Below are 22783 nucleotides of genomic sequence, written 5' to 3' on the forward strand. Positions count from 1 at the left end.
AAACAACAGTTAGTTCAATAAGAAATTTAATTCATTAATTCAATTGCCTTAGCTATTATAATAATAATGAAGTAAATAATATGTAACCAGATCATGAACTTTATTATCCATACAGCCCAGGCTTTTTTACGTAAACCAAAGCCTCATAACAATGAAATAGATTAAAAGATTACTTGTTCCACGAAGAAGTTCTCTATCCATAAAAAATAAAACTAAATTTATTAATGCACTAACACTAAATAAAATTACGTACGTCTTAAATATTTTTTCTTTTCTCTTTATCTCATGTTCGAATTCATACATTGCGTTATCCTCAGTTTCTAGATGTAATACACTAATAAATTTTATAACTATTTTAGCTATGCTATTGAACTAACGCACTGCTTTAGTTGCATAAGAACTCATTATAATAATTTAGCCATATAATACTCATCAAAGCTTTTATCATCTATTATTAAGGAATTTCTTTTTGTTCCTTCTATTTCATAACCCATCTTTTTGTATAAGCCTACACCTGCTTCATTTTGCTTTACAACGGTTAGTTCCAATCTGGAAATATCCAGATTAATTGCCCATTCCTCTATGCTTTGAAATAATTTAGTACCAATACCTTTACCTGTGTATTCTTCTAAGATTCCAATTGCAAGGTAGACTGAGTGTTTTTTTCTTGGAGCACTATTTCCAATCGCAAACGCATACCCGACTAATATTCCAGAAGTATCTTCAGCAACAAATATAGTTGAAGTAGGTGATTTCTCAATAACTTCTAACTGTTTACGTTGTTTCTCGCCCGTTATATTTCTTTCTCCAGCCCCATAAAGCATGAAATCAGCCTGTTTTTCAACTTCTTTAATTAGTTCTACAAAGTTTTCTGCATCATCTAGTTTGATCTTTCTAATGTTCATTTAATTCCCGCCTTATGTAATGATTATTAATCAAAAACTATATTCTATAAAGGAAATTGTATTCCCTTTCTTGTTCAACTAACCTGCCATTTACTTTTAAAAGAAAATCAACAATCTTTTATAACAGACCCAAAAATAAAAAAAGAAAGAGACATAAGCTCTTTCAAGTGTCTGAATGATTATTATTAAAGTGATCTAATTTATCTGAAATTCTTTTAAGAATTTGATTTTTCTCTTGTTGAATTTTAAGGAATTTTAAAAGAAACCAAATTATAAAAACTAAAGGTGCTAAGTAAAACAAAATTGGTATAATTGATAATAGAGGAAAAAACACATTATGCATATTCATTTCACTCCCTTTTGGAAGATTATACCATATGATTAAAATAAAACCTTCATATTTTTGAAGGTTTTTTTTGTTTTAATATCAAAAAGGATTATAGGTTTATTTAGAGAATTTAATAGTAATTAAGTCGAATAGAATAGTGGGAGAAAAAATGAAAATAGTAAAACAATGGGTACAGGAAGATAGTGATTTTATTAGAAAAAAAGTAATTGAATTTAATGCTAATAAACTTCCTAATGAGAGGAAAGTACCGTCAGAAAATATAAGTTTTGTTGTTAGAAATGATCAAGAGGAAATAGTAGGTGGAATTACAGGAAGGATGTATTGGCACCATTTATCAATCGACTTCTTATGGGTGGCAGAGGAGTATAGACATGAAGGATTTGGTAGTCAGCTAATCAATAAAATGGAAGAATTTGCAATCGAAAATGGATGTCGCCTTATTAAAGTAGATACGTTTAGTTTTCAAGCACCAAAATTTTATAAGAAGCATGGTTTTAAAGTATTTGGAGTAATTGAGAATCATCCAAAAGGGTATAATCAATATTACTTTGAAAAAAGATTATAAGAGATTTTTGACCACATGAAGTTGCTTTTGCAGCTTATTTTTTTTAGCTTATAAACTTAAATGTTATGATTAATTTAAAGGTTTGATGAGGTAGGAGGAATCGGTAATGAGTGAACTTAATTTATTGTTTCGAAAAAGAATCGGATTAAAAGATAATGAAGTGATTAACTTTCATAATTTAAATGATGTTCTTGAAAAAACAGCAAAAAATATACCTTTTGAAAATCTTTGTATTATAGGAAATAAAACGAATGAGATCACCAAAGAAAATTTAATTAGTAAATTACTAGTAAAAAATGAAGGTGGTCTCTGTTATGAATTGAATTCTTTACTTTATTTATTTCTTCTTGAAAATGGGTTTAACGTGAGGGTAGCAAGAGGAGTGGTTTATGATCAGATAGCTCAAAAATATCCTACGTTTGGAAGAACACATGTCACTATCCTATTAACAGAAAATGGAGAAACATACTTAATTGATACAGGATTTGGAGCGAATCTTCCATTAAAAGCAGTTCCCTTTACAGGTGAGAAGATAACGTCTAGTAATGGTGAGTTTCGAATAAAAAAAGAGGACACAGAATTCGGGGATTATGTATTGCTGTTAAAACTAAAACATAAAGATCCCGATTGGAGAATTGGATATGCATTTGATTCACGCGACGTGATTTCAGATGTGTCAGAATTTAATGAGATTCAAACAATTATTGCAAATCACGAGGAATCTCCATTTAATAAAAATCCTTTAATGACTCAACTGACAAATGAGGGAAATAAAACGTTAACGAATACTTCTTTTACCCAATGGAGTAACGGTGTAGTATCGAAAGAGGATATTGATGAAAAGAGATATAGGGAATTAGCGAAGGAACATTTTGGACTTTTAAAATAATGGTTTTACGAATTTACAAATTTGTTGTTGAATCGTTCCTTTTATAGTAATATGTGCTTTTTTCAATTGCATATATATTAGTAAAGGGGTGATAAAAAATGGATATTTTATCAATTATCTTGCAAATTTTATTAGCTCTTATGTTTTTAATTGCTGGGTTAGGTAAAGTTTTTGGTTCAAAAACAAGTGTTGAAAGTTTTAATCATTTGAAATTAGCACAATGGTTTAGAGTAATTACTGGATTAGTTGAATTGGTTGGAGCAGTATCATTGATTATTGGGTTTTGGGAAGAAAGTTGGGTTCCAGCGGGTGGTTTATTATTAGGAGTTGTAGCAATTGGTGGAATAATTGCACATATCCGTGTTAAAGATTCGTTTAAACAAACTTTTACAATATTATTATTAGGTATAATGGCGTTTGTACTTTTATGGATCAATTATTCTGATCTCTCAAATTTCCCGGGATTTAATTAATTTAAAAATCTATTGATGCAGGGATTAATAAGGTGACGATAATAATGACAGTACTATATGGGCAGCGGGGTTGAGGAAAAAAAGTTCATACCATTATTACAGCAGGTGTGAGTAAAAGTTGCGATTAAGGTTATTAGCCAATTAGATGGGAAACAGTATGTTGATCACGATGTTTTGAAATCATAATTTTATTATATCCTAGCATTACTTCTTTTGAAGTAATGCTTTTTATTTTTTCAATTTTAGTAGTCTGATAGATAACTTTACTGATAAAGATGTATCTGTAATAATTCATTTTTTCATCAATATATTAGAGAGTGAAATGAATTATGTTAGGAGGGGTCCGATTGTCGGATGCATTTATAGCACGGTCCTTAGATGAAATTCAGTTTTGGTCGAGAATAATGAAAGAGCATTCCCTTTTTCTTAAATTGGGCTTTAGTTGTGATGATACTGAATTAATTCAGGAAGCAGATCAGTTTTACCAGATCTTTGAAGCTATTGGAAATAAAGCACAATCATTTTCGCTTCAAACGGATCCCCAGCAAATTAAACAGTTTAACAATGAGGTTCACCAAGCAGCGTCTATGATTTGGGCATATAAGCGGAAAATCCTTAATCTACTCCTAACTTGTAAAATAACTGGCAATAACTTTCCTTTATTAGTTGACCATACAAGTCGAGAAGCAGCCTATTTTGCAAATCGCTTAACTGAATTAAATAATGGTCAACTCCAACCACTACCTGCTGCAATTATCCAGGAAAATGTGTTCTTTTTAAGAATTATGGCAGACCATGCAAAATTTATCGGACATTTATTAGATCCGTCAGAAAGAAAACTAGTTGATCAGGCAAGGGAATTTAGCCATGATTTTGATCAACTTTTATATCAAGCCGTCGATTTAGAATCAATGAGACCACAATCAGAAACAGTTCCGATCCTTGACCAATTCCTTGATGAAAATCGAGTATCAGTAAAATCACTTAGAGACTTTAAAAAAACAGCCAGAGACCTAATAGAAGCTTGTAGAATCAAAAGTATCATTCACCCACTACTAGCAGACCATGTATTTAGAGAAGCAGATCGATTTTTGCATATAATTGACGCATTCGAAGCACAGTTAACAGGAACTGGAAATAGGAATGTTGTACTGGACGACCATTAAGTAATGACTATATAAATAAGAAAAAGAATCTGATAATAGATTCTTTTTTTCTATGTTGAAATGTATATGTTACTCATGAGAAAAAATCAATAAGAGAAATTATTTTCGTTCACTATAACTTTTTAACAAGTCCTCGATTAAAATGCCATTAATTTTCAGTCCTGATAAATTGCAATTATTCATTTCAACATGACTTAAATCACAGTCCGTGAACTGACTATTTGTTAAATTGCATTTTTCAAATTTAATAGAATTAGAGGGATCGTCTAGATTTAGATCTTCCGGAATGACAATATTGCGGAAGCTAGTACCAACTAAATGAACATGATCAATTTCTAAGTCTCTTAAATGACCATTTGTTATTTTTGTATTTGATAAATTAACATCTGAAATTCGGGTTCCAAATAAATTTACGTCATATAATACGAGATTACTCATATTTGCATTTGTAAATTTTGAATTCGCCAAGCTTACGTTATTAAAGTCTAAGTGTTCAGCTCTTACTTCTTTAAATGTTGAAAAGGACATATCTGTTTTTTGTAACTCAAACAATGCAGACTTCCAATTTGACATTTCTTATCCTCCTAAAGCTTTGATAATTGAATATATTTAACTTTCTTCTTAAGAATGCCTTTACTCTTATTCATTTTTAATTTCGACAAAAAAGCTTTATATGTAAACGATTTATTTGATCTACTTATTAATATAAAATTATTAGATAATTAATAATCATTACTACTCTAACAATCTCATAAAACTAGTACGTGTTTGATTAGTTAGTGGAGAATAAAATATAAAAACTAAATGAGGTGAGAAAAATGAAAAATATTACCGTATATCATTACGATGCTTTTAGTAAAGAGCCCAATAAAGGTAATCCAGCTGGTGTCGTTTTAGATTGCGATTTTTTGACTGATTATGAAATGCAGGATGTCGCGAAACAAGTTGGATTTAATGAAACTTCATTTTTATTAAATTCGAAAGTTGCTGATTATCAAATTCGTTATTTTACACCAGGTCATGAAATGGATTTATGTGGTCACGGAACAATGGCAGTCATATATGCATTGGTCACTAGAGGGTTACTTGAGTTCACAAGTGAGTTAACAATTGAAACAAAGGCTGGGATTTTGCCAATCAAGATTCATCATTCGAATAATGAAATCTACATAACGATGAAGCAAAAAACACCAGAATTTGTAGAGTTTAAAGGCTCGATTGATGAAGTAGCTTCCTCGATTGGTCTTAGTGTAGAGGAAATCGATAAAAGTCTACCAACTCTTTATGGGAGTACAGGTGCCTGGAATTTACTTTTACCGGTAAAAAAATTATCTTCATTCGAGAAAATGAAACCTAATAATCTACTTTTTCCAAGTATTTTAACCGAAATTCCAAAAGCGTCTGTTCATCCTTTCTGCTTAGAAACATACGATTCAAATGCAAATATTCATGCTCGCCATTTTTCTTCGGCATTTTCGGGAACGATTGAAGATCCAGTAACAGGTACTGCCTCTGGGGTTTTGGGAGCTTATTATGCTAAATATATTCAAAAAGATGTTAACGACGCAATTGAATTAGTTATTGAACAAGGAACTGAAATTCAGAAAGACGGACGTGTGAAAGTACATGTAAAAAAAGTAAATTCGACTTATGACATTGAAATTACTGGAAATGCTGTTTACGTTAAGGAGATGGCATTTCAAATATAACTTGAAAAGATGTTAGTAGGTGATGCATTTAGTAGGAATCTCCAAATCAATTTCCAATAAAATGTTGATCTACTGTACCGGCTTGATGAATTTTTTAACCGTTGAATTGGCCATTTGTTTGTAGCAAGGGGGGGTCCTTTTGAAAACAGAGTTAGAGTTAATGGAAATGCATATTAACGTATTATTTAAACAGAATGAAGTTGGTAAGTTAACACAAATAAATGAACCACCATATACAAAAGCACCACGATTTTATTTAGGAAGCACCAAAATGGGAAATATAAAAAGGTTTTCAGAGTGTCTTAAAAAAGAGGAGCTAATTGAATTAGAGAAAGCTTTAGACATTAACTCTAGTATATCAATAGTAAATATCATGCAGATTTTAAGTAAAACTCATCAGATAGATCGTTTATGGATGGGTCCTGCCTATGTATTTCAATCAGTAGCCAAAGCGTCATCGAAAGCAATAAAAATTACCCAGGCAAATAAACAATATTTATTACCAAATTTTCCTTATACATTTGAGGAGCTAGAATTTAAAGAACCTTGTTATGCTATTATTGAAAATGACATAGCTGTATCGATTTGCTGTAGTGCCAGACAATCAGCTGAAGCTGCTGAGGCAAGCGTATATACACTCGAGGATTTTCGTGGAAAAGAGTATGGTCTCATCGTTTCCAATGCATGGGCAGCGGACATTCAAAGCCAAGGACGAACTGCTTTGTATAGTACCTCATGGGACAATTATGCATCGCAGGCAGTCGCACGAAAGTTAAAATTAGTACAATATGGAACAGATTTACATTTCAGTTAAATACAACTATTTATTAGTACAAATGCATTACTTCTCAAAGTGAAGTAGTGCTTTTTAATTAAAAATTAAGTGTATTATTATTTGAAAGCCTATATAATGAATGAATGATATTTAATCATTTTAGTGTAATAAATCTGCTTGAAAGAAGGCGCATTGATGGACCAATATTCAGTTAAACAGGCAAGTTTCCTAATATTAGTAACATTGACTGGAATTATTTGTTCCGTCATATTAAATATCTCTCTTATTTTTGGAATTTTACCAGGATTAATTTTTTTGATCGTATTAAGTTTGAAAAGAGGATCTGAAGTTAGAAATATTATGAAGTTAAGCTATCTTGGGATAGGAAAAGTTAAAATTGTACTTTTTATCTTATTTTTAATTAGTTTTTTACTTCCATCTTGGTATTTATCGGGAACGATAACTTCTATGGTTTCGATTACGTTACAGGCGATAAATCCACATCATTTTTTTGTGTTTTGTTTTTTAACGACGATGATTTTTTCAATGATTTTGGGTTCGTCGATTGGAACATTAAGTGCCTTAGGAATTCCTCTTATTAGTAGTGCTATATTACTGCATATACCGGTGGAAATATCAGCGGGAGCGGTTATTTCAGGTGCATTTGTCGGCGATCGTACGTCACCATTTTCAAGCGCACATCAGCTTTTAGCTAGTATTGTTGAAACAACTGTGAAAAAACAAGGTAAAGCGATGCTCTTTACATCAATTACTGCTGTACTCGTTACAGTCTTATTTTTTAGTATAATGGACCTGCAATTTGCCAAAGGAATTACTGGGGCTCATCATGCAGCCGTCAGTAGTAAGGACATAACATTTATACAATTTATTCCACCAATCTTATTAGTTGCACTTGTATTATTCCGAATCAATATTATTTATTCGTATGTTATAAGTATTTTGTCTGGGAGTTTAATAGCTTTGTTTAATGGTATTTCTTTTAGTAAAATTGTGAATTCTTTTTGGTATGGAATTAATGGACTTGGTGGTGGGCTAAGTCATATGTATAGCTTGTTATTGTTTATTGCTGTAGCAGGCATTTACAATGCGTTATTAGAAGAGTTAAATATTATTCAGCCTATGTTAGATAAATGGCTACAAACCTCAACTTCAATGTTATCTGATTCTTTGAAAACAATTGGTGCGACCGCAATTATATGTGTAATAGCCGGTAACCAAACAATGCCGATTATTTTAACAGGAAGATCGTTTTTAACGCATTGGTCAGATAAATATAACAAAGAAGAATTGGCTCGTTTAATGGCGGATACAACTCTATTATTTCCAGCGATGATCCCTTGGAATGTTCTTGCAATCATGAGTAGTACAGTTATTAATATGAAGTTACATGAGTATTTACCTTATGCAATATTCTTATGGCTTCTTCCATGCTTAACGATATTCATTAATGTGTTTAAAAAAGTGAAGACGTATGAAACGAAGTATGAGGTCAGTTCATAATTAGGAAACATGAAAAAAGAGATAAATAGNNCTATTTATCTCTTTTTTCATACAACACTAGTAGATTGTAGTTCCTTTAATTGTCTAACAGTAATACTGTATTTTGTGCGTATAGCTTCTAATTCCATAATAGCAACATCAATGTATTCAGGATCGGCATAAATAAAATTAATTTCTTTTAGCTCTAATAGTTTTTGTAAACTTCTTAACTCATTATGTAAAATTTGTGATGGCGTTTCATTAATTAGTTGGTTTTTAGTAAAACGTTGAAAGAATGATTTAAAATGAACAGATTTTTTTCTAGTTACTATTTGTTCTTGACCCGTTATTAATTTTGACATTCAGTAATCCTCCCTAAATATAGAAATTCTCTACTATTTGAAGACATTGAGCTTGTCCAACTTAATAAACTTGAAAGAAACATAAGAATTGGTTGTTCTAAATCTTATTACAACATTGGTAAAAATATTCATGAAATTGTTTAAAAAATTTTTTACTAAAATTGATTCTCCAGAAATAGATGGTTTAAAAGTAGAACGATTTAGAAATGCTTTAAGTGTGTTTACAATTTAACGTTTTGCATCTTTCTGTTACACTAAGGGAACATAAGGGTTTGTCTTTATGCAAAATGAATTTGAAATAAGTGAGGTAAAGAGTTATGGAAAAGATTGAAGTAGGCGAAATTCTTACACTTAGCTATGATGAAGGGGACGAGCAAGATTACGAAGTACTAGGCTCAATTACGATTGAAGGTCATGAATACATAGCAGTAGGTTTACTAGAAGAAGTTGAAAAAGAGAGTGAAGAGGATATTGACGTTTTCTTCCTAAAAGTCGAAGAAGATGGCGAGTTTTATGATATAGAAACAGAAGAAGAGTTTGAAAAAGTTTCAGCTGCTTTTGATGAAGTCTTACGATAATAAGATTAGAAAAAGTAGGATTAAAGGATTGGTATAAGGACAAAAGGTATAGGAAGTATTTCGTAATTTTAATACAAAAAGAACACTTGTAGATACTACAAAGTGTTCTTTTTGTATGTTTATGTAGTAATATGTAGGTTTTATAAAAAAATTGGAGTACAAACTATAAAATTTTCGGTATACTACAAATAGCAATTATTTTAGGAGGAAGCTTATGAAATTTTCATTTAGAAATTACGCTTTCCCTTTGATTTTACTAAGTAGTATCATCATAGGTTCAGTCATCGGTTATAATAATGAAGGCGTAGGATTGGCCCTTAAACCAATAGGGGATTTATTTTTAAATTTATTATTCGTAGTAGTTGTACCGCTTGTGTTTTTCTCTGTAGCCTCAAGCTTTGCAAATGGTGGGGGAGAAAAATTCGGTAAGATTATGCGAAATATGTCAGGGGTATTTTTATTCACAGGTATTATTGCAGCGATCATCATGCTTGTTGTTATGAAAATGTATCCACCTGCACTAGGGGTTCACATCCCAATTGTTAAACCGGATGCAGCTGAAAAAGTTTCAGTGGCAGAGCAAATTGTAAATACGTTTACGGTTAATGACTTCTCTGGTTTATTTACTAGAAGCAATATGTTAGCAATCATCGTTTTTGCCGTGTTAGTTGGTTTAGCTACTAATAAAGCTGGCGATAAAGCAGACATCGTCAAAAAATTATTATCAAGTGCTAATGTAGTCATCATGAATATGGTTAACTATATTATGTATCTTGCACCAGTTGGTCTTGGAGCTTACTTTGCTTATCTTGTTCCAACATACGGTAAGGAATTAATAGGTTCATATGAACGAGTTTTTGTTTTATATTATGTAACTGCTATTCTATTTTATTTTATAGTTTATAGTATTATTGCTTATATGGCCGGTGGTAGTTATGGATTTAAAATTTATTGGAAAAATGTATTGCCTTCAACGTTAACTTCTTTAGGAACTTGTAGCAGTGCAGCAACGATTCCAACAAATTTTGAATCAGCAGAAAAAATGGGCGTATCTAAAAATATTAGAGAGACTGTTATTCCTTTAGCTAGTGCACTTCACAAAGATGGTTCTGTTCTAGGTGGAGTTGTAAAAATTGCTTTTGCTTTTGGTGTATTTGGAATGAATTTCTCTGGTTTGAATATTTATCTTGTTACAATTGGTATTGCATTACTAGTTGGTATGGTAATGGGAGCAATTCCGAATGGTGGAATGATCGGGGAAATGTTAATTCTTTCTCTGTTTGGTTTACCAGTAGAATCTTTACCAATTCTTGCTGCAATTAGTACGATTATTGACCCACCTGCAACAATGTTAAATGCAACAGGTGATTTATCTGTAAGTATGTTAGTTGAGAGATTGACTAACGGGAAAAAGGCTGCATAAAAACAAAACGAAGACTGGGAATCTCCCAGTCTTTTATTTTTTACGGTTCAGTCATATACGTTTGACCAATTTATATTTCAACACTCTAAAAAAGAACACATAGCTAAATATGTGTTCTCTTTTTTCTAAAAATTATTTTAAATTTTCAGGGTTTAAACCTTTTAATTCTTCGATTACGAAAAGACCATCTTTACGGATTAAAACGTCATCGAAATAGATTTCTCCTCCACCGTATTCAGGGCGTTGGATACAAACCATATCCCAGTGGATGTTTGAGTTGTTGCCGTTGTATGCTTCATCATAAGCTTGACCTGGTGTAAAGTGGAAGCTTCCGTCGATTTTTTCATCGAATAAGATGTCTCCCATTGGGTGTAAGATGTAAGGATTTACACCAATTGCGAATTCACCGATATAACGTGCACCTTCATCTGTATCAAAGATTTTGTTGATACGCTCAGTGTCATTAGCAGTTGCTTCAACAATTTTACCATCTTTGAATTTAAGTTGAACATTTTCAAAAGTAAATCCATTGTTAGGAGATGGCGTATTATAAGAAAGTGTACCATTTACTGAATTACGAACAGGCGCTGTGAATACTTCACCATCTGGAATATTCATTTCACCAGCACATTTAATAGCTGGGATATCTTTAATTGAGAATGTAAGATCAGTTCCTGGACCTTTAATTTGAACTTTATCTGTACGGTTCATTAATTCAACAAGAGCATCCATTGCTTTGTCCATTTTACCGTAATCTAAATTACATACATCAAAATAGAAATCTTCAAATGCTTCAGTGCTCATTTTTGCTGATTGAGCCATTGAATCAGTTGGGTAACGTAGTACAACCCACTTTGTTTTTGGAACACGGATTGCTCTATGTACTTTTTGACCTACAGTTTTACCATGGATCTTAGTTTTTTCATCTGGTACATCAGAAAGTTCATTAATATTAACACCTGAACGTAAACCGATATAAGCGTCCATATCTTTCATTACATTTGCTTCATATTCCGCTATTTTATTAAAGTGTTCTTCAGTAGCACCCATTAATAATGCACGATCTACTTTATGATCCTTGATTGATACGAATGGAAAACCACCAGCAGCATAAGCTTCTTTAACTAAAGCTGTAACTAATTCTGTTTCTAGCTTAAAGTTTTCAATTAAGATTTTTTCTCCTGGTTGCAATTTTACAGAGTAATTGATTAAGTTTTTAGCTAATTTTGAAATACGTGGATCTTTCATTGAAAATTCCCTCCAATAATTATAACTATATACCTATTGTAAACTATTTAGTCTATTTTGTTTACTAAAGTATTCTTTTTTTACTAAAGAATTTGAAAACTTGTTTTACGACAAGTTTAGTGTTTGGTAAAATTTGTAGTATAATACGAAATAAGTGATTAAATTTGTGGAAGGCTATTAATGAAAGGGGTTTTTTCGAATGGATTTAATTTCTATTAGTGCATTAATTGCAGCAGTTGCATTTGTGATCTTAGTAGTATTTATTAGTCGTACTTTATTCCGACTAGAAAGGGTATTTAGAGGTGTAGAGTCTACTATTGCTGAAACACAAAAAGATTTACATAATGTTTGTGTTGAAGCCGTTCAATTAGTACATACTTCGAATCATTTAGCAAACGAGGCTAAAATTTTTGTGAATAATTCGAATGAACTTACGAAAGATATGCGTGAACGAGCAAAATCCCTTGATGTATTAGCTAAATCAGTCGAAGAAGTCGGAGTTACAATCTCAGAAATGAATGAAATAGTAAGAGATACTGCTAATAATGTATCGAATACCGTAAAAGTTAGCACTGAAAAAATGTCCCAATGGGCTAATTGGGGAAATACAGCAATGGATTTATGGGAAAAGTACAAAACGAGACGTGAGGGAAAAAAGCGAAATGGTAAATCGAATATCAACGATTCAACAGTTTGATGAACTAATTAACAACGAAGAGAAATTTGTATTTTTAAAGCATAGTACAACATGCCCAATTAGTCATGCAGCTTATACTGAATTTTTAGCATTTGCATCTGCATATGAGAATGTACCATTATATTTTTTACAAGTTCAAGATGACCGAGAATTGTCTAATTATATTGCTGAGAAAACAGCCATTAAACATGAATCTCCTCAATTATTTATTTTTGAAAATGGAGAAGCGGTTTATAATATTTCTCATTTTTCAATTAAGAAAGATGAAATTGAAAAAGCATTTTCAAAAAAATAATTCTCATTCATTTTATTACAAAAAGAACTCCGATTGGTAATTGGGGTTCTTTTTGTTTGGCTCTTTTTATGACGAGTAAGATAAATAGAAATAGTAGATGTTCTTATGAGGAAATTTTAATAAACTTCTTCAATTTAATAGCTGTAAGTCCTAAACTGCCTTTAAGAACCGAACTCATTATTCAAAAAACAGATAAATTATTTACTAAAAGTGGGATAAAAATTTTAGTTAAAATTTTAGTAAAATATATTGACTGTAAATTGAGAATATACTATCCTTACCTTGAAGGCGCTTTCAGAATTGTGCTAATAAAAGGAAGGAGAAACAAAATGAAAATCTCAAAGATATTTGCTTTAGTAGTTTCAATATTTTTAGTGCTTGCTGGTTGCTCTGGCGGTAAATCTACAAGTACAGATGCAAACACAAATGGTGATGGTAAAGTAAAGATTTCCTTTATTAATGGATTTACTGGTGGAGATGGTATTTATATGAAAAAAATTACTGACGCCTTCAACGCCTCTCAAGATAAGTATGTTGTTACAGAGTTACAAGAAAAAGATCATTATACTAAGTTTAAATCAGGTGATTATGACCTTGTTGTAATCCACGGAAATAACCTTAAAACATATATACAAGATGGACTAATTCAAGATATTATGCCAGTTCTGGATAAAGCTGGAATAAAAGAAACAGACTTCCATAAAGCCGGAATAGATATTGTAAAAATAGATGGTGAAATTATGGCAGTACCGCTGGATATTCATCCGTTAACAATGTTCTACAATAAAGAGTTGGTTAAAGAAGCTCCAAAAACATATCAAGATTTACTAAAAATAAATACAACACTTCAAGCAGAGAATAAAGATCTTTATGCTCTTGGAGTTCCTTCAAGTGGATTAGTTGAATTCTACATGCATATGATTGCTGTTCAAAATGGTATTGAATTAAAAGAAGGGAATCAATTAAATTTTGCTCAGTCTAAGTATGCAGATGCACTAATGAAGTTTCATGATATGGTTTGGCAAGATAAAGTGTCTCCATCTGGTTTAGGAACAGACGGTGAATTCCAAACTTTCATGAAGGAAGCAAAGGGTGGGAAAGCTTATCAAACGGCTGTAGCACTTACTGGTCCTTGGTTCTATGGTGCAGCTAAAGAAAAGTATGGAGAAAACTTAGGAGTGGCTCCAATTCCTCAGATTGGCACAAAATTAGCTGCTTATGGAAATGCACATACAATTGCTTTATCTTCAAAAGTAAAAGACGAAAAGGTTTTAGCTGGTATTTCCGAATACTTGAAATTTATGTTTACTCCTGAAAACTTAATTCATTGGGCTGAAGGTGGACAAGCTCCAGTACATCTTGCTACGCTAGAAAAAATTAAGGCTGAGCCAGATAAGTATGAAATTGCTTATCAAAATTCTCAACAATTTGATAACTATGTGAGTCCACCAGCAGTATATCAATTTGGTGAACAAATGAGATATATGAATGAAACAGTATTTAGTAAACTAGTAAAAACTAAAGATCTTACAAAGGAAGATTTAATGAAAGAATTAAAAAAAGCAACAAAAAAGGCTAAACAGATCGCAGATACAGCACCAAAAAAGTAAAACTGTACGAAGAATGACTCTTGTATAAAAACGGGGTCATTCTTTCTGCTAATCTGATAAATTCATTATACGGTGGTATTTAACATTGATCATTTAATAGAATGAGTGAATATTAGGGTTCACATTGGAGGGCAAATATGTATAAAGGAGCATCTTATAGGATTTGGTCATTGCTAATGGTTTCCCCTTTTGTAATTTTATTTTTACTATTTTGGGCGATTCCGTTGGTTTTTGGAGTTTGGATAAGCTTACACAATTGGAATATATCTTCAGGGAACTTGGGGTTTAATGGCCTAGAAAACTATATTGCTATTCTTACACCGGATACAATTTATAATGAATTATTTATAAAAGGTTTAAAGAACACTCTTTATTTTGTAGTACTTAGTGTTCCGCCGCTAGTTATCATTAGTTTAGGGCTCGCGCTTATTATTGATAAACTCCCAAAAAAATTTAAAGGGATTTACCGTACAATCTTTTTTATTTCATACTCAGTTTCTGTTACAGCAGTATCGTCGATATTTCTTTGGTTACTCAATAATAACGGAGGCTATGTAAATAATGTACTTTTGAATATTGGTGTAATAAAGGAGCCAATCAATTGGTTAGGTGCCCAGCCATTTGCGTGGATTGGAGTATTAATCGCTACCATTTGGTGGTCAATTGGATTTAATATGATGCTATTTATTAATGCATTAGACGAAGTTGATTCTTCATTATATGAGGCAGCAGATTTAGATGGTGCGGGTAATTGGGCGAAATTCATCTATATTACTTTACCACAAATAAAAAATGTTGCTTTCTTTATTCTAATAATGACAGTGATTGCTTCCTTTAATCTATATGGACAAACAAAGTTAATTACTGCCGGTGGTCCTGAACAATCAACGAATACACTGATCATGAATATTCAAACATCGGTATTTGGTATGAATCAACTTGGTATCGGTTCATCAATGGCAATTCTCATGGGATTAATTATGATGGTTATTACTGGAATTCAATATTGGGTTTCTTATCGAAAGAAAGATTAAAAAGGAAGTGATAAAAATGAGTAAAACTACAAAGAAAGCACTCCCAATTCTTATTATAGCGACTATAATAGCTATTTTATTTCTTTTACCACTAGTATGGATGATTTTTACATCTTTTAAAACGTTAAGCGAGTCAATGTCAAGTTCTAGTATTTTACCAACGACTTGGACAATTGAAAATTATACAAGTATTTTTAGTACGGTATCAGATACGCCAATCTTAAAATGGTTGTTCAATACAGCTTTTATTACAATTATTGGCACAATTTTAGTAGTATTCGTGGATATTCTAGCGGCCTATGCACTAGCAAGATTAAATGTTCCTGGTAAAAAGCTTATTATGGGAATGATCTTTTTTTCGCTAGCAGTTCCTGGAATTGTCACTCTTTTTCCTGCATTTTATATGTTTAAGTCTTTCAATCTATTAGATTCGTTTATCCCTTTAATTCTTCCATATTCCGCAAGCACAATGGGAGTATTTTTAATATATAATTTTCTAATTTCATTTCCAAAAGATTTAGAAGAAGCAGCTCATATTGATGGAGCAACTCAGTGGCAAATTCTTTTTCATGTAATATTTCCTACGATTAAACCTGTTGCGATGACGTTAGGTGTTATTACGTTCTTAGCAATTTATAATGACTTCCTATGGCCTTCTTTAGTAACAAGCTCAAATGAAATGAAAACTATTACACTAGGGGTCGCAACACTAATTCAAGGATCGAATTTTGTTAATCCTGCCAAAATGATGGCATCGACCGTAATCGCAACAATCCCTGGGATAATTGTTTTCTTAATTGCGAATAAATACATTGTAAAAAGCGTTACAAATACCGGTATTAAATAGAAGAATGAGATAATAGTAGTAGTTTATTAAAATCAAAAGGAGAAGAATATGAAAACAGGATTTCGAACAATTAATAAATATAAAACTGATATGATTCATATGAGAGATCCTTTTATCTTTACATATCCTAAAGAGCAAAAGTATTATCTATATGGAACAACCTTTGCAGATGGCTGTGGTGATAAAGATCCAGTTTTTGAAGTATTTGTCAGTGATGATCTAGAAGAATGGGAAGGTCCATATGTGGCATTTAATCCACCAAAGGGTTTTTGGGGAGTTAGACATTACTGGGCTCCTGAAGTTTTTGAAATAGATGGTTTATTTTATATGTTTGCATCGTTTAAAGGTGGCATTGGTGAGCATCGTGGTACTGGTATTCTAGTAGCAGAACATCCAGCAGGTCCTTATATTCCTCATAGTGAAGGGTCTATTACTCCAAAAGACTGGGAATGCTTAGATGGAACGTATTATGAAGATGATCATGGTGAACATTGGATGGTTTTTTGTCACGAATGGACCCAATTATATGAAGGTAGAATAAAAGCGGTAAGATTGTCCGAGGATTTAAAAAAATCGGTTGGTGAGCCAATTGAAATATTAAATGCTGCAGATATGCCGTGGATTCGTCATTTTGGCGATCCAAGAATTGAAAAAGAGGGATATTTAACCGACGCACCTTTTATGTATAAAGCTAATAATGGAGAACTAATAATGATGTGGTCTAGTTATTCCATTCCTAACTATGGTGATGTTGGGATGGGGGGATATACAGTAGCGATTGCAAGATCAAAGAATGGTAAGATAATTGGTGAATGGGAACATGACACTAAACTGCTTTTAGATCGAAATGCAGGACATTCTAGTCTTTTTCGTGATTTACAAGGTCAATTATATATTTGCACACATTATCCTGATACTCCTCACGGTGATGAAAGACCTTTGTTTATAAAAATGGTTGAAACAGAAGACGGGATAATGATCGCTGAAAAATGAGAGGATTCTTAATAAGAGAGATCTTTTAAATAGACAAAATTAATAAGGGGTATAATATGGCAACGATTAAAGATATTGCTGAACGCATAGGTGTATCTATTGCTACAGTTTCAAGAGTACTTAATTATGATACAACATTATCAGTAAGTGACGAAACAAAACAAAGAGTATTTGAAGTGGCTGAAGAGCTTTCCTATCGAAAGAAAAATGGAAGACGTCCTACATCTTATAAAATTGCAATTGTACACTGGTATACTGAAAAAGAAGAGTTAGATGATATGTATTATATGTCAATTCGACATGGTGTGGAAACTCAGTGTGATTTACAGAATATCCAAACAACAAAGATGTACATGGATGTTCAAAATACTAATGAAGAATTTCATGGGATTATAGCAATTGGAAAATTTAGTACGAAGCAAGCAGAAGAATTAAGTAAACGAACTGAAAACATTGTATTTGTAGATTCTTCACCTGATGAAGATCGATTTGATTCAGTAGTAAGTAATTTTACTAAGGCTACAGAAAATGTACTTCAATATTTTATTGATCATGGTCATACTAATATTGGGTATATTGGGGGAAAAGAAACATACAAGGATCAGACTTCTGATATCGATGATCCAAGAAGAGTTACTTTCGAGAAGTTCCTATCAGAAAAAGGACTGTATAACGATTCTTCAGTCTATATTGGAACATTCTCTGTAAATGATGGATATAAACTTATGAAGCAAGCAATACAGCAACAAAAAGAAAATTTACCTACTGCGTTTTTTGTTGGTAATGACCCAATTGCAATTGGTGCATTAAAGGCTCTTCATGAGGAAAATATTAAAGTACCTGATAGGGTAAGTATTATTGGGGTAAATGATATAAGTGTTTCCAAATATGTACATCCTCCATTAAGTACAGTTAAAGTTTTTACTGAAATTATGGGGGCAACTGCTGTTGATTTATTATTAGAAAAACTGGCAGATCGACAAGTCGCAAAAAAGGTTTGTATTTCTACTAAATTAGTGATCAGAGAAAGTTGTAACTAGTAAAAAGCACATGATTAGGCCATTATTAGCCAAGTATCATGTGTTTTTTTATTTGCTTCATAATGAAGTTAAAAATTTTAGTTAAATTTTTAGTAAAAACATTGACTGGTTTTTACTTTTTTAATAAAATTAGTTAAAAGCGCTTTCAATAATCTGTAAATAGAAAAATATATTTTTACTAAATGATGATAAGGAGAGATCGTTTATGACCTATCGCTGTGAATATCCAAGACCGCAGTTAGTTCGTAAAGAATGGCTAAACTTAAATGGAACGTGGGGCTTTGCATTTGATGATGATAATGTAGGTTCTAAACAGAAATGGTACAAAAATAATTGTGTTTTCGATAAAGAGATTGAAGTACCATTTGCTTATCAAACGAAACTTAGTGGAATAAATGACAGTGCTTTCCATGATGTTGTTTGGTATAAGAGAGAATTTGAAGTACCCGAAAACTGGAATGGTAAAAATGTCATTTTACATTTTGGTGCGGTAGATTATCGTGCTTGGGTTTACGTAAATGAACAATTCGTTGGGTTCCACGAAGGTGGGAATAAAGCATTCCAGTTTGATATTACAAACTCTTTAAAGATTGGTAAACAAACAGTAGTTGTTAAAGTAGAGGATCCTTCAACAGATGAAACGATTCCACGTGGAAAACAATATTGGTTAGAACAATCTGACAGTATCTGGTACACACGTACAACAGGGATTTGGCAAACGGTCTGGCTTGAAACGCTAAATCCCACCCATATTTCAAAGCTACGTTTTACACCAGATGTAGATAAAGGTGAAATTAGTGTTGAATTTGAGATTGAAGGTAATAGTTTAGATAAAGAAGTTCAATTTGAGATTGAATTTAAAGGTCAAAGAGTACTGAAAGATAAAATATTAATTCATGAAAAGTATAATAGGAGATCATTTAGCTTATATAATCAAAAGATTTTTCGTACAAGTTTTCACCATGATGGGTGGAACTGGACACCTGAAAACCCTAACTTATTTGATGTGAAAATTACATTATTTGAAGGGAATAATGAAATAGACGAAATCAAAACTTATTTTGGAATGAGAAAAATTCATACGGAAAACAAAATGATCTATTTGAATAATCGTCCATATTACCAAAAATTAGTTTTAGACCAAGGTTACTGGCCAGATGGATTATTGACTGCACCAACTGATGAAGATTTTAAAAAGGATATTATTCTTTCAAAAGAAATGGGCTTTAATGGTTGTCGTAAGCATCAAAAGGTAGAAGATCCGCGATTTTTATACTGGGCAGATAAACTAGGGTTCCTAGTTTGGGGAGAATGCGCTGCGAGCCCATCTTATAGCGAGGATGCAGCTGCACGGTTAATGAAGGAATGGGTTGAAATAGTTGAAAGAGACTTTAATCACCCATCAATAATTGCTTGGGTACCACTAAATGAAAGCTGGGGCATACCTAATGTTAGAGATAACCGTCAGCAGCAACATCATTCACAGGCAATGTACCATTTAATTCATTCAATTGATCCAACTAGACTTGTTATTTCAAATGATGGCTGGGAACTAACTAAATCAGATATAGTAGCAGTTCATAATTATAATCATGGAAATAAAGACGAAGGTTTCAAATACGAAAGATTTGTAGAGGACCTAGCTAAGGAAGAAACTATTCTTTCTTCAATGCCAGCCAAAAGATCCATATTTGCAAACGGGTTCAATTATGAAGGTGAACCGATATTATTAACAGAGTTTGGAGGAATCGGATACAAAGTTGGTGCTGATGCGGGATGGGGATACACATCAGTAGGAAATGAAGAGGATTTTATTAATGATTATTCAAGAGTTATGAAAGCTGTCTATAGTTCTAACATTTTGCATGGGTATTGCTATACACAATTAACCGATGTTGAACAAGAGATTAATGGATTACTAACTTATACGCGTGAACCAAAATGCAATTTAAAAGAAATTAAAAAAATAAATGATATGTGGCATTCAGAAATTGTTAAGTAATCGATTTTCTGAGATTAATAATTATCTAAAGATCACCCTAATATTACAGGGCTAAAAAGTAAAGAAATTAATAAAAAATAAGTTTAATAGTAAACAAGATAAGAGAATCAATAGAAATTTCGAAGTAAACTTTGGAGGAATTCGTATGGATTTATCATCTTTAAGTAAAAAATTCTCTGATATTTTTGTTATTAGTCATACACGATATTTCTTTGCCCCTGGTCGTATAAATTTAATTGGAGAACATACCGATTATAACGGTGGGAATGTATTTCCATGTGCAATTACATTTGGGACATATGGGCTGGCAAGAAAAAGAGAAGATCGTTTGATAAGGTTGTATTCAATGAACTTCCCAGAAAGTGGAATTATTGAATTCAGCCTCCAAGATTTAAATTACAATAAAGAGCACAATTGGGCGAACTATCCTAAAGGAATAATTAAGTTTCTTTTGGAGGATAACTCCGAGATTAATTCGGGTGTAGACATTTTATTTTACGGTAATATACCGAGTGGAGCTGGATTGTCTTCATCTGCATCAATTGAACTAGTAACTGGTGTGATCATAGATTCTTTGTTTGAGCTAAATATGAATCGCTTAGATTTGGTGAAACTAGGTAAAAAGGTTGAAAATGAATTCATAGGTGTAAACAGCGGGATCATGGATCAATTTGCTATAGGAATGGGCTCAAAAGGTTGTGGAATATTACTAGATTGCCAAACACTAAAATATGAGTATGCACCCGTTCTTCTAGAAAATCACCATCTTATTATTATGAATTCGAATAAAAGGCGAGAATTAGTAAGCTCTAAGTATAATGAGCGTAGAGAAGAGTGTCAGCAGGCACTCTCTGATATACAAAAGCATATTAAGGTCGAATCATTAGGACAATTGTCAGAACAAGAGTTTGAATTAGTTAAAGATACGATCAAAAATGAAACGGTTAGAAAAAGAGCAAAACATGCTGTTTATGAAAATCACCGAACATTAAAGGCTTTAAAAGAATTAAAGAATAACAATTTAAAAGTATTTGGAGAGTTAATGAACCAATCACATATCTCTTTGCGTGATGATTATGAAGTTACGGGCATAGAACTTGATACTTTAGTAGAAGCTGCTTGGCAACAACCAGGTGTAATAGGTGCTAGAATGACGGGAGCAGGTTTTGGCGGTTGTGCAATTGCGATTGTAGAGAAAGAATATACTGAAGCATTTCTTAAAAAAGTTGGTATGGCTTACACAGAAAAAATAGGCTATGAAGCTTGTTTTTATATCGCTGGTATTGGCGATGGTGCGAAGGAAATTACAATGGAGGTTCTACAATGAGTATTCTAGTTCTTGGAGGTGCTGGTTATATCGGCTCCCACGCTGTGTATCAATTAATTGATCAAAAATATGATGTTGTAGTCGTTGATAATCTTCAAACAGGTCACCGTAAAGCAATCCATCCCAATGCTAAATTCTATTTTGGAGATATTCGTGATAAAAGTTTTTTACAAAAGGTTTTTGAAAATGAGAAAATAGAAGGCGTTTTACATTTCGCTGCTAACTCGTTAGTGGGGGAATCTATGATTTTGCCTATAAAATATTTTGATAATAATGTTTATGGAACTCAAGTATTGCTTGATGTCATGGTCGAGTACGGTGTGAAAAATATTGTATTCTCTTCAACAGCTGCTACATATGGTGAACAAGAAATTATGCCAATTACCGAGGAAATGGAAACAGTTCCTACAAATGCATATGGAGAAACAAAATTAATGATGGAGAAATTAATGAAATGGTGTGATATTGCCCATGGTATTAAATTTGTTTCTCTAAGATATTTTAATGTTGCTGGTGCTCGATTAACTGGAGAGATTGGTGAAGATCATAGACCAGAGACCCATCTAATTCCTTTAGTACTTCAAGTGGCATTAAATCAGCGTGAATTTATTTCAATTTTTGGCGATGATTATGATACAAGCGATGGAACTTGTATTCGAGATTATATCCACGTTGAAGATTTAATTAATGCACATATTCTTTCGTTACGATATTTGCAAAATGGTGGGGCAAGCAATATTTTCAACCTCGGAAGTAGCCAAGGCTATTCAGTATTAGAGATTATTGAGTCTGCAAGAGAAGTCACCGGACATGAAATTCCTACTAAAATAGTTGAACGAAGAAAAGGAGATCCTAGTAAGTTAATTGCATCCTCTACAAAAGCAATTGAAGTATTAGGTTGGCAACCAAAACACACCTCCATCAAACAGATCATTCAAGATGCTTGGAACTGGCATCGATCAAATATTGATGGATACAATGACTAGGGGTGATTAA

At 32.4% G+C, this 22783-nt stretch carries 24 protein-coding genes and 1 pseudogene; 20 read left to right on the top strand and 5 right to left on the bottom strand.

The window, feature by feature from the left end; translation table 11 throughout:
* Positions 1-404 precede the first annotated feature (404 nt).
* Complete coding sequence (locus tag CN925_RS16410; protein WP_098847530.1) at positions 405-905, bottom strand: GNAT family N-acetyltransferase; 501 nt, start codon at positions 903-905, stop codon at positions 405-407.
* 497 nt (positions 906-1402) lie between these two features.
* On the opposite strand from CN925_RS16410, the gene CN925_RS16420 reads away from it, so the two are divergent.
* The 4 genes and pseudogenes from CN925_RS16420 to CN925_RS21625 form a co-directional block, all read left to right on the top strand.
* The gene (locus tag CN925_RS16420; protein ID WP_098847536.1) at positions 1403-1819 is read left to right on the top strand and encodes a GNAT family N-acetyltransferase; all 417 of its coding nucleotides are present in this window, start codon (positions 1403-1405) and stop codon (positions 1817-1819) included.
* Between the two features lie 106 nt (positions 1820-1925).
* Positions 1926-2708, top strand: a complete 783-nt coding sequence (locus CN925_RS16425; protein WP_098847539.1) for an arylamine N-acetyltransferase family protein — start codon at positions 1926-1928, stop codon at positions 2706-2708.
* 98 nt (positions 2709-2806) lie between these two features.
* Positions 2807-3181, top strand: a complete 375-nt coding sequence (locus tag CN925_RS16430; protein WP_098847541.1) for a DoxX family protein — start codon at positions 2807-2809, stop codon at positions 3179-3181.
* A gap of 74 nt (positions 3182-3255) precedes the next feature.
* A pseudogene (locus tag CN925_RS21625) lies at positions 3256-3367 on the top strand (pyridine nucleotide-disulfide oxidoreductase); the annotation flags it as partial.
* Here the strand turns inward: CN925_RS21625 and CN925_RS21805 are convergent.
* On the bottom strand, positions 3315-3476 hold the full coding sequence (locus tag CN925_RS21805) for a hypothetical protein (RefSeq protein ID WP_180232995.1): 162 nt from the start codon (positions 3474-3476) through the stop codon (positions 3315-3317). The pseudogene CN925_RS21625 and the gene CN925_RS21805 overlap by 53 nt on opposite strands.
* A 34-nt stretch (positions 3477-3510) precedes the next feature.
* Between CN925_RS21805 and CN925_RS16435 the strand changes: the two genes are divergently transcribed.
* A complete protein-coding gene (locus tag CN925_RS16435; protein WP_098847544.1) occupies positions 3511-4347 on the top strand; it encodes a DUF2935 domain-containing protein in 837 nt (278 codons plus the stop codon).
* Between the two features lie 99 nt (positions 4348-4446).
* On the opposite strand, the gene CN925_RS16440 is transcribed toward CN925_RS16435, so the two are convergent.
* On the bottom strand, positions 4447-4920 hold the full coding sequence (locus tag CN925_RS16440) for a pentapeptide repeat-containing protein (RefSeq protein ID WP_098847547.1): 474 nt from the start codon (positions 4918-4920) through the stop codon (positions 4447-4449).
* Positions 4921-5165: 245 nt separating this feature from the next.
* Here CN925_RS16440 and CN925_RS16445 point away from each other — a divergent pair, with 245 nt between their 5' ends.
* The 3 genes from CN925_RS16445 (at position 5166) to CN925_RS16455 (ending at position 8352) form a co-directional block, all read left to right on the top strand.
* Positions 5166-6056: a PhzF family phenazine biosynthesis protein gene (locus CN925_RS16445; RefSeq protein ID WP_098847549.1), complete on the top strand. Its 891-nt coding sequence runs from the start codon at positions 5166-5168 to the stop codon at positions 6054-6056.
* A 139-nt stretch (positions 6057-6195) separates the two neighbouring features.
* Entirely contained in the window at positions 6196-6870 is a 675-nt protein-coding gene (locus CN925_RS16450) for a GNAT family N-acetyltransferase (protein ID WP_098847552.1), read from the top strand.
* 156 nt (positions 6871-7026) lie between these two features.
* Positions 7027-8352, top strand: a complete 1326-nt coding sequence (locus tag CN925_RS16455) for a Na+/H+ antiporter NhaC family protein (RefSeq protein ID WP_098847555.1) — start codon at positions 7027-7029, stop codon at positions 8350-8352.
* Positions 8353-8399: 47 nt separating this feature from the next.
* Here the strand turns inward: CN925_RS16455 and CN925_RS16460 are convergent, their stop codons facing one another.
* Complete coding sequence (locus CN925_RS16460; protein WP_098847558.1) at positions 8400-8693, bottom strand: hypothetical protein; 294 nt, start codon at positions 8691-8693, stop codon at positions 8400-8402.
* Positions 8694-9010: 317 nt separating this feature from the next.
* Here CN925_RS16460 and CN925_RS16465 point away from each other — a divergent pair, with 317 nt between their 5' ends.
* Both CN925_RS16465 and CN925_RS16470 read left to right on the top strand, forming a co-directional pair.
* On the top strand, positions 9011-9271 hold the full coding sequence (locus CN925_RS16465) for a DUF1292 domain-containing protein (protein WP_098847560.1): 261 nt from the start codon (positions 9011-9013) through the stop codon (positions 9269-9271).
* A 214-nt stretch (positions 9272-9485) separates the two neighbouring features.
* Positions 9486-10694, top strand: a complete 1209-nt coding sequence (locus CN925_RS16470; RefSeq protein WP_098847562.1) for a dicarboxylate/amino acid:cation symporter — start codon at positions 9486-9488, stop codon at positions 10692-10694.
* A 132-nt stretch (positions 10695-10826) separates the two neighbouring features.
* Here CN925_RS16470 and CN925_RS16475 read toward each other — a convergent pair whose 3' ends face one another.
* Entirely contained in the window at positions 10827-11942 is a 1116-nt protein-coding gene (locus tag CN925_RS16475) for an aminopeptidase (RefSeq protein WP_098847564.1), read from the bottom strand.
* 199 nt (positions 11943-12141) lie between these two features.
* Between CN925_RS16475 and CN925_RS16480 the strand changes: the two genes are divergently transcribed.
* The 10 genes from CN925_RS16480 (at position 12142) to galE (ending at position 22773) form a co-directional block, all read left to right on the top strand.
* On the top strand, positions 12142-12639 hold the full coding sequence (locus CN925_RS16480; protein ID WP_098847567.1) for a DUF948 domain-containing protein: 498 nt from the start codon (positions 12142-12144) through the stop codon (positions 12637-12639).
* Complete coding sequence (gene ytxJ, locus CN925_RS16485) at positions 12605-12934, top strand: bacillithiol system redox-active protein YtxJ (protein ID WP_098847570.1); 330 nt, start codon at positions 12605-12607, stop codon at positions 12932-12934. Before CN925_RS16480 ends, ytxJ begins: the two co-directional genes overlap by 35 nt.
* A gap of 329 nt (positions 12935-13263) precedes the next feature.
* Complete coding sequence (locus CN925_RS16490; RefSeq protein ID WP_098847572.1) at positions 13264-14544, top strand: type 2 periplasmic-binding domain-containing protein; 1281 nt, start codon at positions 13264-13266, stop codon at positions 14542-14544.
* Positions 14545-14681: 137 nt separating this feature from the next.
* Positions 14682-15578 (top strand): carbohydrate ABC transporter permease, encoded by an 897-nt coding sequence (locus tag CN925_RS16495; protein ID WP_098847575.1) that lies wholly within the window; start codon positions 14682-14684, stop codon positions 15576-15578.
* Between the two features lie 16 nt (positions 15579-15594).
* Positions 15595-16425 (top strand): carbohydrate ABC transporter permease, encoded by an 831-nt coding sequence (locus tag CN925_RS16500; protein WP_098847578.1) that lies wholly within the window; start codon positions 15595-15597, stop codon positions 16423-16425.
* A 48-nt stretch (positions 16426-16473) separates the two neighbouring features.
* A complete protein-coding gene (locus CN925_RS16505) occupies positions 16474-17418 on the top strand; it encodes a glycoside hydrolase family 43 protein (protein ID WP_098847581.1) in 945 nt (314 codons plus the stop codon).
* Between the two features lie 56 nt (positions 17419-17474).
* Positions 17475-18458 (top strand): LacI family DNA-binding transcriptional regulator, encoded by a 984-nt coding sequence (locus CN925_RS16510; RefSeq protein WP_098847584.1) that lies wholly within the window; start codon positions 17475-17477, stop codon positions 18456-18458.
* Between the two features lie 205 nt (positions 18459-18663).
* Positions 18664-20460, top strand: coding sequence for a glycoside hydrolase family 2 protein (locus CN925_RS16515; protein ID WP_098847587.1), 1797 nt, complete (start codon positions 18664-18666; stop codon positions 20458-20460).
* A 145-nt stretch (positions 20461-20605) separates the two neighbouring features.
* Complete coding sequence (locus CN925_RS16520; RefSeq protein WP_098847590.1) at positions 20606-21787, top strand: galactokinase; 1182 nt, start codon at positions 20606-20608, stop codon at positions 21785-21787.
* A complete protein-coding gene (gene galE, locus CN925_RS16525) occupies positions 21784-22773 on the top strand; it encodes a UDP-glucose 4-epimerase GalE (RefSeq protein ID WP_098847593.1) in 990 nt (329 codons plus the stop codon). The genes CN925_RS16520 and galE overlap by 4 nt, the downstream gene beginning before the upstream one ends.
* Positions 22774-22783: the final 10 nt, after the last annotated feature.

Source organism: Bacillus sp. AFS055030 (assembly GCF_002574545.1).
Lineage (GTDB): Bacteria > Bacillota > Bacilli > Bacillales > Bacillaceae_G > Gottfriedia.